Raw genomic sequence first — 17,247 nt, forward strand, 5'->3', positions numbered from 1 at the left:
GGACCGCCCGCCCCTGCCCCGCCTTGCCCCGGGGGCGCCGCCCGCCTAGAGCCTCGCGCCATGCTCGCGCGCCTCGCTCCCGTCCGTAACTGGATCTTCGACCTCGACAACACGCTGTATCCGGCGAGTGCCCGGCTGTTCGACCAGATCGACCGGAAGATGGGCGCCTATATCGCCGATCGTTTCGGCTGCGACCTGGTCGAGGCGCGCCGTATCCAGAAAGGCTATTTCCTCGGCCACGGCACCACGCTCGCCGGGTTGATGGCCGAGCATCAGGTCGATCCGCACCAGTTCCTCGATTTCGTCCATGATATCGAGATGGACGTGCTTGAGGAGAACCTGCCTCTCGCCGCCGCCATCGCCAGGCTGCCGGGACGCAAGATCGTCTTCACCAATGCCGATACGCCCTATGCCGCCCGCGTGCTCGACCGGCTCGGCCTGGGCGCGAGCTTCGAGGCGGTGCACGACATCCATGCGATGGACCTGAAGCCGAAACCGCAGACATCGGCCTATGCCGGCCTTTGTGCCGCGTTCGGCATCGATCCAGCCGAGAGCCTGTTCGTCGAGGACATGGCGCGCAACCTGAAGCCGGCCAAGGCGATCGGCATGACCACGGTCTGGGTCGACAACGGCTCCGAGCAGGCGGCCGACATGGACCGCAGCTATATCGATTTCACGACACACGATATCCGGCACTGGCTGGAAAGCATATTGGAGGCATGATGAGCGACTTGCAGGGCATTATCGAAGCGGCATGGGACTCGCGCGACGGGGTCAGCACCGGCACCACCGGCGCGGTGCGTGACGCCGTCGAGACAGCGCTCGGGCTGCTCGATTCAGGTGCGGCCCGTGTCGCCGAGCCCGACGGCCAGGGCGGCTGGCGCGTCAACCAGTGGCTCAAGAAAGCCGTGCTCCTGTCCTTCCGCCTCAACGACAATGTGCTGGTCGATGGCGGCGCGGCGGGCGCGCCCGCGTTCGACAAGGTCCCCTCGAAATTCGCCGGCTGGGGCGAGGCCGAGTTCCGCGCCGCCGGCATCCGCGTGGTCCCCGGTGCCGTCGCGCGGCGCGGCGCCTTCATCGCCAAGGGCGCGATCCTGATGCCGAGCTTCGTCAATATCGGCGCCCATGTCGGCGAGGGCACGATGGTCGATGCCTGGGCGACGGTCGGCAGCTGCGCGCAGATCGGGAAGAACGTCCATCTCTCGGGCGGCGCCGGCATCGGCGGCGTGCTTGAACCGCTCCAGGCCGATCCGGTCATCATCGGCGACGGCGCCTTCATCGGTGCGCGGGCCGAGGTGGCCGAGGGCGTTCGCGTCGGCGAGGGCGCGGTGCTGTCGATGGGCGTCTATCTCGGCGCCTCGACCAAGATCGTCGATCGGGCGACCGGCGATGTCTTCCGGGGCGAGGTGCCGCCCTATGCGGTGGTGGTGCCCGGCAGCATGGGCGGCGGAGACGGCAAGCCGGCGCTCTATTGTGCCGTCATCGTCAAGCGCGTCGACGCGCAGACCCGGTCAAAGACCAGCATCAACGAATTGCTGCGGGATTGATCCGCAAGCTTGCCTGCCTGTTCCTGCTGCTGGCGGCCGCCCCGGCGCCGCCAGCGCTCCCGGTCGTTCCAGCGCAGGTCGTGCGCACTCTGCCGCACGACCCGGATGCCTTCACCGAGGGCCTGTTCTACCGGGATGGCCATCTCTACGAGAGCACCGGCCAGGTCGGCGAGTCCAGCATCCGCAAGGTCGAGCTGGAAACCGGGAAGGTGATCAGGAGCGTCTCGATCCCGTCGCCTTATTTCGGCGAAGGGATCGCGCCCGTCGGCAGCCAGATCGTCAGCCTCACCTGGCAGCATCACACCGGGTTCCGCTGGACGCTCGACGGCTTCCGCAAGCTGGGCAGCTTTTCCTATCCCGGCGAAGGCTGGGCACTCACCAGCAACGACCGGACGGTCGTCATGTCCGACGGCACGGCCCAGCTGCGCTTCCTCGATCCCGCCACCCTGAAGGAGCAGCGGCGCATCACCGTCACCGCGAACGGGCGCCAGATCGATCAGCTCAACGAGCTCGAATTCGTCGACGGCGAGATTCTCGCCAACGTCTGGCGCACCCAATATATCGTCAGGATCGATCCGGCGGACGGTCATGTCATCGGCTGGATCGACCTGTCGGCCCTGATCACCGCAGTGGGAGAAACCGACCCCGAGGCAGTTCCCAACGGCATCGCGTGGGACGCAAGGGGCCGCCATCTCTACGTGACCGGCAAGCTGTGGCCGACCCTGTTCGAGATCAAGCCACCCAAGGGCTGACCATTGGCCGAGTGGGGCTTCTCCTCAGCTAGCGTCTCGACAACGTCACACCCCGCTCCTATCCCGCCCGCAACATCCGAGGGGAAATCACCGCCAATGACCACCGCCAGCAAGGTCCTCGACCGCGTTCTCGTGCTCGAAATGGTCCGCGTCACCGAAGCCGCCGCCATCGCCGCCTCGAAGCTCGTCGGCCGCGGCGACGAGAAGGCAGCCGATGCCGCCGCCGTCGAGGCGATGCGCGAGGCGCTGAACGAACTCTATATGGACGGCACAGTGGTGATCGGCGAGGGCGAACGCGACGAGGCCCCGATGCTGTTCATCGGCGAGAAGGTCGGCTCGGCGATCGGCAAGGGTCCGAAGATCGACATCGCGCTCGACCCGCTCGAAGGCACCACGATCTGCGCGACGGCTGGACCGAATTCGCTCGCGGTGCTGGCGATCGCCGAACAGGGCGGCCTGCTCAACGCCCCCGACGTCTATATGGACAAGATCGCGATCGGCCCGGGCTATCCCGAGGGCATCATCGATCTCGACAAGAGCCCGACCGAGAATGTGAAGGCGGTCGCCGCCGCCAAGGGGGTTGAACCTTCCGACATCATTGCCTGCGTGCTCGACCGCCCGCGCCACCAGAAGCTGATCGCGGAGCTGCGCGCGCTTGGCTGCGGCATCATGCTGATCGGCGACGGCGACGTCGCGGGCGTGATCGCGACGACCAACCCCGATACGACGATCGACATCTATCTCGGCTCAGGCGGCGCGCCCGAGGGCGTGCTGGCGGCGGCTGCGCTGCGCTGCGTCGGCGGCCAGTTCAAGGGCCGGCTGCTGTTCCGCAACGACGACGAGCGCGCCCGCGCCCGCAAATGGGGCGTGACCGATCTCGACAAGCAATATGACCTCACCGAACTGGCCAAGGGCGACTGCATCTTCGCCGCGACCGGCGTCACCGATGGCTCGCTGCTCGCCGGAGTGAAGCGCAAGGCAACCGTGATGACCACGGAGAGCGTGGTGATGCGCGCCAGCTCGGGAACGGTGCGCTGGGTCAAGGGCGAACACCGGATCTGACGGCGGCGCCTCTGCCACGACGATACGGCCGATGCTATGCGCGCCGGACGTTCAGCGTGACGACATTCTGCCCGAGCGCCGGCTCGATGAGGTCGCGGGCGATGCAGATGCGATTGCGGCCCTCTTCCTTGGCCCGGTAGGACGCCCGGTCGGCCCGGCGCATCAGATCGGCCAGGCTGTCGCCTTCCCGCCGCTCGGCGACACCGCCGCTGACGGTCACCGGCGGCAGCCCGCCGGTCGTGAGGTCGGCGGTCGCGACGCGGATCGCCTGGGCGCTCAGGCAGGCGCTCTCGGCGGTGGTCCGCTCAAGCAGCATCGCGAATTCCTCGCCGCCGATCCGCGCGACGATGGCCGATTGCGGCGCCGCCCGCTGCAACAGGCCGGCAAAGGCAGCGATCACCTGGTCGCCAACGTCGTGACCATGCGTATCGTTGATCGCCTTGAAGTGATCGAGATCGAACATCACCGCCGACAGCGGACGGCCGAGCCGGTCGGCCCGGGCAAAGGCCTGTTGCGCCTGCCGGTCGAACCCGCGCCGGTTGGCGATATCGGACAGCGGATCGGTTTCAGCATCGAGCTGGGATTGAGCCACCGCCTTCTGCACGACGAGCAGGAGCAGCAGGAGCCCGGTGCCCACCATCAGGATTCCGGTGCAGGCCTGGGAGAACAGCGCATAGGTGCTGGTTGAATATTCCTGCGCCGTCCTGCCCGAGCCGAACGCGACGGCGAAGAACGGCTTGGTCGCGAAATGCAGGGCGATGAGGCCATAGCTGGCCGATAATATGAGATAGAGCGGCTTCGAGCGCCCGACGCGGAAGGCGGTCAGTGACGCCAGCAGCGCCGCGATGGCGAACGGCACCTGAAAGACCAGTTCATAGGCGATCGTGTTGCGTGCCCCGCCCCAGATCGTCGCGCGAAGCGCCATGCCCAGCAGGAACAACGTGGCAATGACACCCCAGGCGCGACGCTGGCCATGGAACGACTGGAGTCCGGCAGTCATCAGCAGGAGCGAGGCAAGGAACGTGGCGTAGCTGGTGACGACGAACGGATCGGGCACGTCGCTGAACCGCACCAGCAATTCGCTGACGGGAGTCAGCGCGCCCATGGCAAAGCCGGCACAGAACCACAGCGCGCTGCGCTGGGCGCGGTACGACAGGGCGATCACGGCGAAGCTCGCGGCGAACAGCAACGCCATGCCGGCATTGACCGCCAGCGCGAAAACGGCTCCGTTCATGCTCTCCTTCCCTCATGCGCGACCCACCGGCACGCAACCGTAGAGCCGGTTGGGGAAAGAAAAGGTGAAGGCGGCCCGGCGGTCGGAAAGGGGCGCATCGACAAACCAGCGGGTCCTGTCGCTCACGTCTTCGAAGTAACCATCCTGGTAAGCAGGTTAGTGACGAAAATGGCTGCATCTTCCCTATCGCATTGAACTACATTAATAATCTGATGCAGCACCCGCGCGCCGCCGATAAATAACACCATATTGGTACTACCGCTTGTTGCGGGCGAATCCGGCCGGCCATATCGCCTCGGCCAGGGGGAGAAGACCGATAGTCGCGCCTCCCCGCTTGTTCCCCGGGGCCACCCCGGGCGAAACGGAAAAATGCGACAAAGGAGCGATGACATGAGCATGCCGGGCTTCACCGCGACCAACAGTCTCACGCCAACCGCGGGCGCCTATTATGGCGGCGCCAGCCTGCTCATCGATTCCGACGGAATGGTCGAACCGCAATTCCTCGATTTCATCAGGGAAGCCATCGAATCGATCGGCGATGCCCTGTCCTCCGCCGCACGCGCGGCGATCAGCGGCCTGAGCGACGCGATCAGCAATATGCAGAACGGGCAAGGGCAGCGCGGTTTCGCCTGCAGCTCCTGGATCGGCATGTTCGCGCGATGCAATGGCCGCAGCCCGAACGCCAGCTATGCCGAGATGCTCACGAAATGCATCGAATCGAACAGGACGAGCGCCGACGGCGCGATCAAGTGCAGTACGGTCGTCTCCGCCTTCTATCCGCTGATGCAGAAGGTCTGCTCCGAAGGCGGCAATACCGGCAATCTCCTCAACGACGTCTGCAAGGGCACCTGACCCCGTCGCACCGGCGGACACTCGCCGGACGAGACAAAGGGGGAGATGAGAAAAGAGCTTGCCCGCCCTCCCCGCCGCGTCCCGCCCCCCCCGGGCGACGGCCTCCAGATCGGCGCAGTGGGAAGCTCGCCACCCCTGATTCGCGGATGAAACAATGCACGTCATCGCATCGCCCGATGATCCGCGACGCGGTGACGCCAGGAGCATAGGGCCGATATCGGGAAAAGGATCGCCCGGATGAACGGCGATCCGAGCCCGGCGCCCGAGGAAATGACGCTGCGGCGCCTGCTGCACGATGTTGCGCCCGCCGATTTCCTGGCCAGCTACTGGGGCACCAGGCCGCTGCTCATCCGCCGCGGCCAGCCGCTCTTCTACCGGCAGATCTTCTCGCTCGCCGCGGTGGACAATTTGCTTTTCACGGGCCGCCTGCGCCCTGGGGAATATCGCCTCTCCGACAGCGAGGAAGGCGTCGATCTCCAGTTCCGCGGGCGGGACGAGATGAACAAGCCGCCGCCGGTGAACGAATTCTACCGCGCCTTCGAACAGGGCAAGTCGATCGTCATCCACGGCTTGCACAGGCGCCTGCCGGCGATGGCACTCGTGACGCGGGAGCTGGAACGCGCGCTCGTCTGCCCGGTCACCACCAATGCCTATCTCTCGCCGCCCGACGGGCAGGCCTATCCCAAGCACTACGACACGCACGACTTCTTCATCTTCCAGATTCACGGGGCGAAGCGCTGGCGCCTGTTCGAGCCTGGCAACCGCATCAAGCCGCTGCGCCAGTTGATCGAGCTGGCCGAAAAGGCGTTGCCGGCCATGGGAAGCTGGGACTCAGGCCCGTTCATCGAGGAATTCGATCTCGGCCCCGGCGATCTGCTCTACGTCCCGCGCGGCTTCGGGCATGAGGTGGTGAACCGCGGCGAGACCTCGCTGCATCTCACCGTCGCGCTGCACGGCCTGACCTGGCTCGAAGCCGCCGAGCACGCACTGGCCCGCAATGCGCTGGAATCCGATACCCTGCGCGCCGCGATTCCGCTGGTGCTGGCAGAGGACGGTTCCGGTCGGCACGACCTTGCCGCCGCGCCTGACGCCGTGGCGCGGATCGGTGCGCAGGTCGATCTCGGCCGCGGCATCGATCTCTGGCGCGGGCGGTACCGCAGCGGCCAGGAGCCGATCCCCGACGGTTACTGGGAAGTGCTCGACCATCTTCCCGCGCTGAATGACATGACGATCGTGCGGCGCCGCACCGGCCTTGTCGCGATCGCCGAAACCGTCGGCGAGCAGGCAGTGCTCCGCTTCATGGAGGACAATGTCAGGCGGCCGCTCGCGATGCTGCCTGCGTTCGAATTCCTCGCCACCGCCAGCGATTTCGCCGTCGGCGCGATCCCCGGCGACGGATCGGCCGACGATCGTGCCGACCTCGCCCGCGAGCTCGTTCGAAAGGGCTTCCTGACGATCCCGCGCCAACCCGACCGCCCCGGTGAAGACCCGACCGCTGCCGCCCCGACGACCCTTTCAGCCACATCCCATATTTCCGAAGGAGGACAATCCATGACCTATGCCAATCAGGAGGCCGGGACGATCATCGCGCCGATGAGCGCCACCCGCGACGAGGCAAGTCCCGCCGGCCATGCGGATTCGGGCGGCTGCGGCTGTGCCAGCTGCGCCGAGTCAGTCGCCGGACCGGGCTATGTCTATGCGATCGGCCGGATCAACGCCCGCTTCCCCTCGATCGACATCGAGAAGGAACTGGCCCAGGTCGTGCGCTCCGCCGACACCGTGAACCTGACCGACCGCGAAGTGCTCCATCAGGTGCTGAGCCAGTCGGAGAACGCCTATATCGCCCGCGAGATGTGCTGGGTGTTCAGCGTGGGCGGGGTGGAGACGTTCACGGTCGTGCCGAAATCCGGCATCGAGCTGGCCGAGTTGATCGGCTCGCTCGCTCTTGGCTCGCAGCCCGGCGGGACCAACGTGCTGATCGGCTCGCGGTCAGCCTTGTCGCTGCCGGCCAGCGCCTGTGGCGGGCTCTCCCTGCCCACGGTCCTCGCCAGCAAGATCTATTCGTTCAGCGTCGACGAATTCGTGAAGGCGCTGCCACTCGACAAGGGCCAGGTCGCCGCCGGCCAGGACCTGCTCAACCGCATCACCCAGCTGATCGACAATGTCGGCGACCTCGACGAGCACCGCGCGGTCAATTATCTCGCGATGCGCTATCCGGCGATCTACAGCCTGGTGATCGACAATTACGGCCGCGACCAGAGCCTGCAGGGCGTCGGCATCAGCCCTGTCTCGACCCGGTCGCAGCGCCGGCTGGTCGACGTCACGCTTCGCTTCGTCAGCCGCAAGACCGATGTGCGCGAGCTCTATGCCGCGCGGGTCGACGTCACCGGCATGTTCCCCTTCATGGTGACGCCGTTGCGCCCCGTGTTCGAAAAGGACTGACATGCCGGGCACGGCGGGGAAGCTGGCGTGACGCGCGACCCGTTCGAGCTGGCACGGCTCGATCCCCTCATGACACGAACGCGCGCGTCCGGGGTGCGCATCGGCCTGATCGACGGCGCGGTGGAGGGTGGCCATCCGGCGCTCGCCACGGCGCTGATCGAGACACCCGGTGGCGACGGGGCGGCGCGCTGCATGCTCGCCGACAGCCTCGGCTGCCGCCATGGCACCTTCCTCGCCAGCCTGCTGGTCGGCAACGGCGCGCTGGGGATTCGTGGCATCTGCCCCGATGCGACGCTCGTCAGCCTGCCGGTCTTCGCCGAACTGCCCGGGCCGGGCGCGATCCCCTCGGTCAGACCGGAGGCGCTGGCGGATGCCATCCACCGGCTGATCGATACTGGTACTCAGGTGATCAACCTCAGCGTCGGCATCGCCGCCGGCAGTCCCCGCGCCATTCCCGAGATGCTCGATGCCTGTTCCCGCGCCCGGGCGGCGGGCACGCTGCTGGTCGCCGCATCGGGCAACCAGGCGCGCCTCGGGCCGGTATGGCTGTTCGCCGACGACTGGGTGATCCCGGTCGCCGCCAGCCTGGCGGATGGATCGATCGACCTGCGTTCCAACCTCGGGCCGGGCATCGGCCGTCGCGGCCTCTCCGCCCCTGCCGCCGGGATACGCGGCGCGCTCGCGCCGGACAAAGCGGGCATCATGGGCGGTTCGAGCGTCGCCACGGCGTTCGTCACCGGCGCCCTGGCGCTGTTGCGGTCGCTCTATCCGCGACTTCCGGCGGCGCGCCTCCGGGAGGCATTGCTGCTCGAACCGCGACGGGCACGCAGCATCGTGCCGCCACCGCTCGACGCAGCCGCCAGCCTCACCTGGCTTGAGGCACGGCATCCGATGGAGCGTTCGGCGGCATGATCGTCTTCCACAGCCTGCCCAAGGCAGCGCGGCGTTTCCTTACGATGAAGCTGCTCGGCGAGTTCCGGCGCCGGTACGCCCGTCAATATTATGAGCCGATGCAGCTCTTCGCCGCCCAGTCCCCCGGCCGCCTTCCGATCCTGTTCGAGCCGCCGGGCGAGAAATTATGCCGGTTCGATCTCCAGCGATTGCGCAAGGTGGACATTTCCTTCGGCGTGTTCGGGGCCGAGAAGCTCGAGCGGGAAGAGGGCGACTATCTCTTCACTTTCATCCGCCACCCGGTCGACCGATTCTATTCGACCTATTATTACGGGCGCCACCACCTCGTGGAGGGGCAGTCGGACGTCGGCACCGGCATCGTGCGCTACCGCGACCGCTATCCTGAAATGGTCGAACTGTTCAGCCTCGACATCGAGGCGTTTGTCCGGCGCTTCCTCGATTGCGGCGGGCAGATCAGGTTCGACCGCGACGGCGGCACTTTCGGGCCGATCGACGAGATGTTCTTCCTGCCGAAAGATCTCGGCCGGTACGACATGGTCGGCGTGGTCGAGGCGATGGACCGGTCGCTCGACCTGCTCAATGCCGGGCTCGGCACGCGCATCGCGAACGACAGGAAGATCAACGCCGGTCCCCCGCGTCCAGCCTCACCTCACGGGGTGGAGGACCTGACCCGCTTCTTCGCCGAGGACATCGCCCTGTTCGAGCGCCACCTGGCCCTGGTGCAGCCGAAGCGCGCGAAACGCCGCCGCTGAAGGTTTGGATTTGCGACCGGCCGGGTTTAGACAAAGCCAGCCCAATCGGAGTTCGCATCGATGAAGACCCAGGCCCTGATTCCCGCGCTGATCCTCCTCGCGCTAGGCGGATGCGAGCAGGCACCGGCGCCGGACAACGGCGTCACCGCCGCCGCGTCACCCGCGCCGCCCGCCGAAAAGGATTATTACGCTGATCGAATCAACGCACTGACCGACAAGCAGCGCGACTCCGTGTTGCTCAAGGCGATCAAGGACGCGGGTGGCGAATGTTCGTCGGTAACGGGATCGTCAGCGCATGCGCCGGTAAAGGGCCGCCATGCCTGGATCGCGCATTGCGCGGCCGACAAGGACCTGCGGGCGCTCGACTGGGTCGTCGTGCTCCAGCCCGGCGGCATGATGAGCATCGTCAGGCCGGGCGCGCTGTAAGCGGGCAGCGGCCTTCCTAGCGAACCGATTTGCAACCGAAACGATTTCGTCTCCCGTTGCATAAACACGCTCCGGCCATATCGTCCGGCCGTCGCGCCCCTGCCGTGTGCCGCGGGCGGCGCCATGCCGGCGACAGCGTCACCGTCGCCGAATTTCGAACCGGAATTCGAAAGCGAGGGGACGATGATGAGATTCTCGATCAAGGGCCGGCGGGTCAGCCGGCGCGGCGCGGCCGCCGCGATGGCGACGATCGCCGGGATCGGCCTGCTTGCCGCCTGCACGGTAACGCCGGCAAGACCGTCCGGGCCATCCTATCTCGCCGCCTTCCCCGATTTCGCGCCGGAAGTGACGGCGCAATTCCCGGGCGACGTCGACATCGCGCTCAAGAAGAAGCTCGAAGGCGAGAAGAAGTTCGCCGAGGTGCAGCGCGAGTTCGATCTCTATTCCTGGCAGATGTTCGTCGCGCTGAACTGGCCGACGGACAATGCGGGCAAGGCGGCACCGAAGATCACAGACACCGGTTTCGGCGCGCCGCGCTGGACGTTGTGGCATAATTCGAGCTCGATCTTCCAGGCCGATGGCGCGATCCCGGCCGCCTGCGGACTGAAGGCCGGCGAGCGCACCCTCGTGCTGCGCCGCGACCTGAGCAGGCCGGTCAGCCGCGGCCTCAAGGCCTTTTCCGCCCAGGCCACGGCAAATGCCGACCCGCGCCTGACGCGCTTCCTCGGTGTGATCTCGGCGGTGGGCGAACTCAACGCCTCGAACCTCGGCGACATCCAACAGGCATTCTCGGGGCCGCTGATCGATCAGAATGGCGAGTTCGTCTATTACGAGATCGTGATCGACCCGAACGAGGTCGGCTATCTCTGCGCGAACCGCCTGTACAACATCAACGGACAGGTCGCCTTCACCCAGGGCGGCGGCAAGGTCGGCATGCCGTTCGGCACGCCGGACAAGGACTGGAGCGGCTCCACCGAGCTGAAGTTCGCCTGGCGAATCCTGAAGGAGGGCAAGGACGATTTCAGCCGCTTCTACACCACGCCGGCCGTAGTGATCGACCAGGGGCCGGACGGCGGCCAGGTCGAGCGCAAGGTGACGGTCGGCATGGTCGGCATGCATATCGGCCACAAGAGCTCGACCTCGCCGCAATGGATCTGGTCGACCTTCGAACAGGTCGACAATCTCGATGTCGATCCGGTCACCCATCCGAAGCTGAGCCCATCCTTCGTCGACACGAACTGCCCGAGCTGCGCGGTCAACCAGCTCCCGCAGAAGGTTGGCGGCGTCTATCCGCGAATCCCGACCCAGGCGTGGCGCGCCATCCCGATCCCCGGGGACAAGGTGGCGCTGAACGCCCAGGCGCAGGCGGCGCTGAAGAAGATGGGCAGCGTCTGGCAATATTACCAGCTGATCGACACCCAGTGGCCGACCGACCCGGGCGCGGCGCCATCGGCCTGGGACGGCGGCCTTCCCGATGCGGTGACCAACAAGCCCGGCGGCCGGCCGACCCCGACCTTCCTCACCAACATCACGATGGAAACCTATTTCCAGAAGGGCAACCAGCCCGCCTGCAAGAGCGAGGAGACGCCGGATTCATTCAACTGCCCGACCGGCGCGGTCGATCCGCCGGTGTGGAACAGCGCGCTGAACAAGCTCGGCAAGCCGGTGAAGCCGGGCATCAACACCCTGTCGTTCATCACCGAGAGCTGCACCGGCTGCCATAGCTCGGCCAATATCTGGACCAGCTACGATCCGGCGACCGGCAAGGGCACTCAATCCGGCCAGCTTGGCGCCGACTTCTCCTGGCTGCTCAGCCAGAAGGCCAGCTATGCCGGCGGGGCCGCTCAGGCGAAGCCGGTGCCCGGCAAGCCGAAGGAATGAAGGGAAAGGCGCCGCCATGGACAAGCCATGGCGACGCCTCCTCCGACGTCAGAAGGCCGCGGTCACCGAAAGGACGACCCTGCTACCGGCGATCGACGATCCGTCCTTCGTGCTCGAGAAGTTCGGCTGGAGATAGGCCGCCTCCGCCTTGCCGATATTGGTATCGACATAGGCGGCGCCGAGCGTGACCGGCCCCAGCACATAATCGACGCCGAGCAGCCAATCGACATATTTGCCGGTCGGGGCCACGCTGGTGCCGTTCGGGCCAAGGCCCGGATTGCCGTCCGAATAGCCGAGATGCGCCTTGGCGGTGATCGGCGTGCCCGGGACCCCGGCGCTCACGTCACCCCAGAGGTACAGATTGTCCTCGCTCTGCCCGCGGCTCTGCGGCGTGTTGGAGAAATTGCCCAGCGCCTTCTGCCTGGGCGCATAGGCGACACCGGCCAGCAGGCTCACGGGGCCGACCGTGCCGCTGACCTTCACATAAGGTTCGGCGAAATCGGTAAGGTCGGCGCCGCCCGGATACATGTACCAGGTCAGGCCGACATCGACCGTGGCGCCGCCGAACGACCTCTTATACCCGCCGATCAGGTCGAGCTCCATGTTGGAGCCGCCGAACGTGCCCCAGCCGGCGAGGTTCGATCCCCAGACGCCGGCATAGAAACCGCTCTCATGCGCGACGGTGATGCCGCCCTGGATGGCCATTTCCTTGTCCGACTGGGAGACGCCGCGGAACCTGTAATCGGTAACGAGCGCGACGCTGCCGGAGACGGTGACGGGTGGCGGCGGCGCGGTGTCCTGCGCGGCGGCAGGCACGGCGACCATGGCGAACATGGCAGCGCTGACGAAATAGAGAGTTTTCATGGGACACCCCTTTTTTGGATAGGGTCCCTCCTGCGGCCCGGACCGCCATTTCTCTCATCCTCCTGGGGAATGAGGATCGGAAACGGTCGGTCCGGACACTCCTGCTTTATCTGACGGCCACCTCGCCTAGGTTGCCGTTTCGTAACGAATCATTGCTCAGGCGGCCAACCCCGCCAGTTTGGGGGAAGCCCCGACGACGTCCACCGGATGACCGGCGGCACGACGGCGGACCAGCCAGTCCTTGAGCAACTCGGCGCACGTATGGTCGATGGTCGACAGCTTCGACACGTCGAGCCGCACCTTCTCCCCTGACGGCAGCCCTTCCAGGGCGTCCGACAGCTTGGGCAGGGTCACGAAGGTCGCGCTGCCCGAAAGCTGCACTGCCCTGCCCCCGTCCTCCGACGCGACCTTCAGGCGCAGGCGGCGAACATGCGGGATCAGTTCGAGCAGCGAGAGCGCGATACCGACCAGCACGCCGGTCAGCAGGTCTTCCACCACCACCAGGATCAGGGTGATGGCCCAGATCGCGGCGGGCAACATGCCGTAGCTGCCGAACAGATGACGGACATGCGCGATGCCCACCAGACGCCAGCCGGTCACCACCAGCACGGCGCCGAGCGCCGCCATCGGGATCTCACGCAACAGCCAGGGCAGCAGCGCGACGAAGCCGAGGATCCAGGTACCATGAAGAATGGTCGACAACCGAGTCGTGGCGCCTGCCTGCACGTTGGCCGAGCTGCGCACGATCACGCCGGTCATCGGCAGCGCACCGGCGAGGCCGCACAGCAGGTTGCCGATACCCTGGGCACGCAATTCCTTGTTGTAATTGGTCCGGACGCCATCATGCATCTTGTCGACCGCAGCGGCCGACAGCAGCGTCTCGGCGCTGGCGATGAACGCGATGGCGAGCGCCGCCACCAGGATCGACGGGTCCATCCACTTCTGCAGCAGGTCCGGGCCCGGCAGCGCGATCGCCGAGGCAATCGACTGGGGTACGTTGACCCGGCTCACATCGAGGCCGAGGCTGAACGCGACCAGCGTACCGGCCAGCACGCCGAGCAGCGCGCCGGGCACCTGCTTCAGGGCCGCGGGACGGAAGCGCTCCCAGCCAAGCATGGTAAGGATGGTGAGCAGGCCGATCGCGAAGGCACGCTCGACCCCCGAGACGTCGAACGACAGGCCGAGCAGCCGGCCAGGCATCGCCGCGATGTTGGCGAGGCCGCTCGACAGCGGGGGTCGCGTCGAACAGGACGTGGAACTGACCGACCACGATCAGCACGCCGATGCCCGCGAGCATGCCGTGCACCACGGCGGGCGAGATCGCGCGGAACCAGCCGCCAAGCTTCGCGATACCGGCGATGACCTGGATGATGCCGGCAAGAATCAGGATCGGGCCAAGCGCCGAGAGGCCCTTGTCGCGTACGAGTTCGAACACAATGACCGCGAGGCCAGCGGCGGGGCCGCTGACCTGGAGGGGCGATCCGGCGAGGAAACCGACCACAACACCGCCGATGATGCCGGTGATCAGCCCTCTTTCGGGCGGCACGCCGGAGGCGACCGCGATGCCCATACAGAGGGGCATCGCGACGAGGAAAACAACGATCGAGGCCGTGAAGTCACGCGAGATGACGCCGAACGACGGCATCTCGAAACCGGCGATCTTCATTCCGCCGCCTCCAGCGCGTCGAAGCCGGTGGCGAGGCGCTGCGCCGCTACCAGGGCGACCGGAATGGGACGGTCGTCGGCGATGGTGGCGAAACGACCGGTCTCGCCGTCAAGGGCAAGGATCACGCCCTCGCGGATGTCGACGAACCAGCCGTGCAGCGCCAGTTCGCCGCGCGCGATCGCCGAGGCGACCGACGGATGGGTGCGCAGATGCGCGATCTGGGCGACGACATTCTCGAGCGCGGCGGCACGGACGCGCTCCGCATCCTCCATGTCGGACGGATAGCAGTCGTTCACCACCGAGCATGCGGCGTCGCTGTGGCGCAGCCATGCAGCAACATTGGGCATGCGCTCGAGACCGGCGGGGTTCATCAGCGCCTTCATCGCACCGCAATCGGCATGGCCGCACACGATGATGTCGCGCACGCCGAGCGCCATCACGGCATATTCGACCGTGGAGGACACGCCGCCAGTGTGATTGGAAAAGGGCGGGACGATGTTGCCCGCATTGCGGCAGACGAACAGCTCGCCAGGGCCTGCCTGGAGGATCTGCTCGGGCACCACGCGCGAATCGGCGCAGGATATCATCAGCGCCTTGGGGCTCTGCCCGTCGCTCACGAGCTGCGCGAAGAGCGCGCTATGATTGGGAAACACCTGCTTTTCGAAACTGATGACGCGGCCAATAAGGTCGTTCACTGCTGGACTCCTGATACCGCGTCCAACATTTCGGACGCGGCTTAGGGAGGATATCTAGGGTCGCAGTTTTGCTGCGATGCCGCATGTCTGTAAGGAATTATGTCTGGCGGGTTGGCAGGATGATTTCCGCACGCAGGCCACCTTCCCGCCGGTTGGACAGCCTGAGCGTGCCACCCTCATTCTCGATCGCCTTCACCACGATCGACAGCCCAAGCCCGAAACCGACGGTATCGCGGCGGCGCGCGGTATCGAGCCGGACGAACGGCTCAAGCACTGCCTCCAGCGATTCCGGCGGGATGCCCGGGCCGTCATCGTCAACCCATATGACGATATGCTCAGCCCGGCCGGTGAGCGTGATCACGACGGCATTGCCGTGGTGCAACCCGTTCTCGACCAGGTTGCCGATCGCCCGCCGCATCGCCGAGGGCCTGATCAGCATGTTCAGATGATCGGGCCCGACATACCGCGCGTCGCGGCCCACATCCCAGGCATTGTCGGCGATCGTCGCGCACAGCACCGCCAGGTCGATCAGCACCGGCTTCTCGGCATCCTGTTCCCCACCGAGAAAAGCGAGCAGCGAGGAGACCATCGCCTCCATCTCGGCGACATCCGCATGGATCGTGTCGCGCAGGTCGGGCTCGACCACCCGGTCGGCGCGCAGCCTGAGGCGTGCGAGCGGCGTACGCAGATCGTGCCCGACCGCCGCCAGCGCCTGGGTGCGATCGACGATCAGCCGGTGAATACGCGCCTGCATGCGATTGAACGCCCCGATCACGCGGCGCACCTCGCCCGGCCCCGCCTCCTGCACCTGAGTCTGGTTGGGGCTGCCGAAGCGATCGGCTGCGTCGGCCAGCAGACGCATGGGCTGCAATGTCCGGCGAATTAGCAATCCGCCCAGCAGCATCGCGGCGATCGCCAGCATCGAGGCGATGAGGATCCGGCTCGGCGAGAAATCTAGATTGGCGACCGGCTTCAGCGTCTGGAAATGAAGCCAGCTCCCGTCGGGAAGGGTCACGCCGCCGACAACCACCGAAGAGCTGCCGAGCGACACCACGCGAAAGCGGAGGTCGGTTGGCGCGAGAGTCGGCTCCCATGCGACGACCTCCTTGCGCATGCTGTCGAGCGACGGGGCGAGCGGCGGGGGCGGCGGGCGGCTGCGCTCCCACGCCATCATATAGTGATCGGTCGACAGCTCGGCTGCCATTGCCGGCCGTTCGCCGGCGGGAAGCTCGGCGACCAGGCGGCGGGCGATGACCAGATGCTCGGCAAGTCGCCGCGCCCGGTCACCGCTTAGCGAAAAATGGCTCGCGCGCTCGTAGAAGATGGTGCTCGCGGCGAATTCGACAATGACCACAAGCAGCAGGATCGCGACGACCTGCCCGAGCAGGCCCATCGACGGGCGCACGAAATGCTTCAACTACGGATGACGCCCGTGTTCAGCATATAGCCCACACCTCGAACCGTGACGATCGGTGCTGCCTTGTCGCCATGAGTCAGCTTGCGCCGCAGCCGGCTTACCAGCACGTCGACGCTACGATCCGAGCTGTCGGTCAGCCGCGTGCGCGACAATTCGATCAGCCGCTCGCGCGCGATGACCCGACCGGCATGATCGAGCAGGCTGGTCAGCAGGTCGAACTCGGCGCCGGTCAGCTCGACCACCGCGCCGGCGGGGGACAGCAGCTCGCGGCGCGGCAGGTTGACCGTCCAGCCGTCGAAGCTGAGCACGCCCTGCTCGCGCTCTCCGCTGCGCCGGTCGAGCGCGCCGCGGCGAAGCACCGCCCGGACTCGCGCCGCAAGTTCGCGCGTGCCGAACGGCTTGGCGAGATAATCGTCCGCGCCGAGCTCGAGCCCGATCACCCGGTCGGTCTCGCTGCCCTTCGCGCTGACGAAGATGATCGGCACGTCGCTTGTCTTGCGCAGCTGACGGCACAGGTCGATCCCGCTGGTGCCCGGCAGCATGATGTCGAGCAGGACCAGATCGACCGGCCCCGCCTTCAGCGCCAGCCACATCTCGGGCGCGGCGGATGCCGGGCGAACGATATAGCCATGCTCCTGCAACGCACGGGTGGACAGCGTGCGCAGTGCCGGGTCGTCTTCGACCAGCAGGATGGTGGGGGCAACGTCGGGGCTGGGGCGGGTGTTCATTGCTGTCATGTTGCAGT

15 protein-coding genes and 1 pseudogene are annotated in these 17,247 nt (G+C 66.5%); 10 read left to right on the top strand and 6 right to left on the bottom strand.

The annotated features are described in order from the left end of the window. The first annotated feature begins 60 nt into the window (after positions 1–60). The 4 genes from P0Y59_13000 to glpX all read left to right on the top strand — a co-directional run bounded on the left by P0Y59_13000 (position 61) and on the right by glpX (position 3,361). Positions 61–723, top strand: coding sequence for a pyrimidine 5'-nucleotidase (locus P0Y59_13000; GenBank protein ID WEJ97884.1), 663 nt, complete (start codon positions 61–63; stop codon positions 721–723). Next, positions 723–1,547, top strand: coding sequence for a 2,3,4,5-tetrahydropyridine-2,6-dicarboxylate N-succinyltransferase (gene dapD / locus P0Y59_13005; GenBank protein WEJ97885.1), 825 nt, complete (start codon positions 723–725; stop codon positions 1,545–1,547). Before P0Y59_13000 ends, dapD begins: the two co-directional genes overlap by 1 nt. Next, the gene (locus tag P0Y59_13010) at positions 1,544–2,299 is read left to right on the top strand and encodes a glutaminyl-peptide cyclotransferase (protein WEJ97886.1); all 756 of its coding nucleotides are present in this window, start codon (positions 1,544–1,546) and stop codon (positions 2,297–2,299) included. The genes dapD and P0Y59_13010 overlap by 4 nt, the downstream gene beginning before the upstream one ends. A 96-nt stretch (positions 2,300–2,395) precedes the next feature. Further along, positions 2,396–3,361, top strand: coding sequence for a class II fructose-bisphosphatase (gene glpX, locus P0Y59_13015; GenBank protein ID WEJ97887.1), 966 nt, complete (start codon positions 2,396–2,398; stop codon positions 3,359–3,361). Positions 3,362–3,395: 34 nt separating this feature from the next. Here the strand turns inward: glpX and P0Y59_13020 are convergent, their stop codons facing one another. Further along, on the bottom strand, positions 3,396–4,595 hold the full coding sequence (locus tag P0Y59_13020; protein ID WEJ97888.1) for a GGDEF domain-containing protein: 1,200 nt from the start codon (positions 4,593–4,595) through the stop codon (positions 3,396–3,398). A 390-nt stretch (positions 4,596–4,985) separates the two neighbouring features. Here P0Y59_13020 and P0Y59_13025 point away from each other — a divergent pair, with 390 nt between their 5' ends. The 6 genes from P0Y59_13025 to P0Y59_13050 all read left to right on the top strand — a co-directional run bounded on the left by P0Y59_13025 (position 4,986) and on the right by P0Y59_13050 (position 11,860). Further along, positions 4,986–5,447 carry a hypothetical protein gene (locus tag P0Y59_13025; GenBank protein WEJ97889.1) on the top strand — a complete coding sequence of 154 codons (462 nt, stop codon included), beginning with the start codon at positions 4,986–4,988 and terminating at the stop codon, positions 5,445–5,447. A 237-nt stretch (positions 5,448–5,684) separates the two neighbouring features. Continuing rightward, positions 5,685–7,889: a cupin domain-containing protein gene (locus P0Y59_13030; protein ID WEJ97890.1), complete on the top strand. Its 2,205-nt coding sequence runs from the start codon at positions 5,685–5,687 to the stop codon at positions 7,887–7,889. 27 nt (positions 7,890–7,916) lie between these two features. Next, entirely contained in the window at positions 7,917–8,801 is an 885-nt protein-coding gene (locus P0Y59_13035; protein WEJ97891.1) for a S8/S53 family peptidase, read from the top strand. Next, positions 8,798–9,553 (top strand): hypothetical protein, encoded by a 756-nt coding sequence (locus P0Y59_13040; GenBank protein WEJ97892.1) that lies wholly within the window; start codon positions 8,798–8,800, stop codon positions 9,551–9,553. The genes P0Y59_13035 and P0Y59_13040 overlap by 4 nt, the downstream gene beginning before the upstream one ends. Before the next feature lie 60 nt (positions 9,554–9,613). Further along, positions 9,614–9,979: a hypothetical protein gene (locus tag P0Y59_13045; GenBank protein ID WEJ97893.1), complete on the top strand. Its 366-nt coding sequence runs from the start codon at positions 9,614–9,616 to the stop codon at positions 9,977–9,979. A gap of 186 nt (positions 9,980–10,165) precedes the next feature. Next, a complete protein-coding gene (locus P0Y59_13050) occupies positions 10,166–11,860 on the top strand; it encodes a hypothetical protein (GenBank protein ID WEJ97894.1) in 1,695 nt (564 codons plus the stop codon). A 48-nt stretch (positions 11,861–11,908) separates the two neighbouring features. On the opposite strand, the gene P0Y59_13055 is transcribed toward P0Y59_13050, so the two are convergent. From P0Y59_13055 to P0Y59_13075, 5 genes and pseudogenes are all read right to left on the bottom strand, one after another. Further along, positions 11,909–12,724: a TorF family putative porin gene (locus P0Y59_13055; protein WEJ97895.1), complete on the bottom strand. Its 816-nt coding sequence runs from the start codon at positions 12,722–12,724 to the stop codon at positions 11,909–11,911. Positions 12,725–12,880: 156 nt separating this feature from the next. Continuing rightward, positions 12,881–14,390: pseudogene (locus P0Y59_13060) on the bottom strand (SulP family inorganic anion transporter). After that, positions 14,387–15,085, bottom strand: coding sequence for a carbonic anhydrase (locus tag P0Y59_13065; protein ID WEJ97896.1), 699 nt, complete (start codon positions 15,083–15,085; stop codon positions 14,387–14,389). The pseudogene P0Y59_13060 and the gene P0Y59_13065 overlap by 4 nt, the downstream one beginning before the upstream one ends. A gap of 97 nt (positions 15,086–15,182) precedes the next feature. Next, a complete protein-coding gene (locus tag P0Y59_13070) occupies positions 15,183–16,502 on the bottom strand; it encodes an ATP-binding protein (protein WEJ97897.1) in 1,320 nt (439 codons plus the stop codon). Beyond that, the gene (locus P0Y59_13075; protein ID WEJ97898.1) at positions 16,499–17,230 is read right to left on the bottom strand and encodes a response regulator transcription factor; all 732 of its coding nucleotides are present in this window, start codon (positions 17,228–17,230) and stop codon (positions 16,499–16,501) included. Before P0Y59_13075 ends, P0Y59_13070 begins: the two co-directional genes overlap by 4 nt. Between the last annotated feature and the right edge of the window lie 17 nt (positions 17,231–17,247).

The organism is Candidatus Sphingomonas phytovorans, assembly GCA_029202385.1.
Classification (GTDB): Bacteria; Pseudomonadota; Alphaproteobacteria; order Sphingomonadales; family Sphingomonadaceae; genus Sphingomonas; species Sphingomonas phytovorans.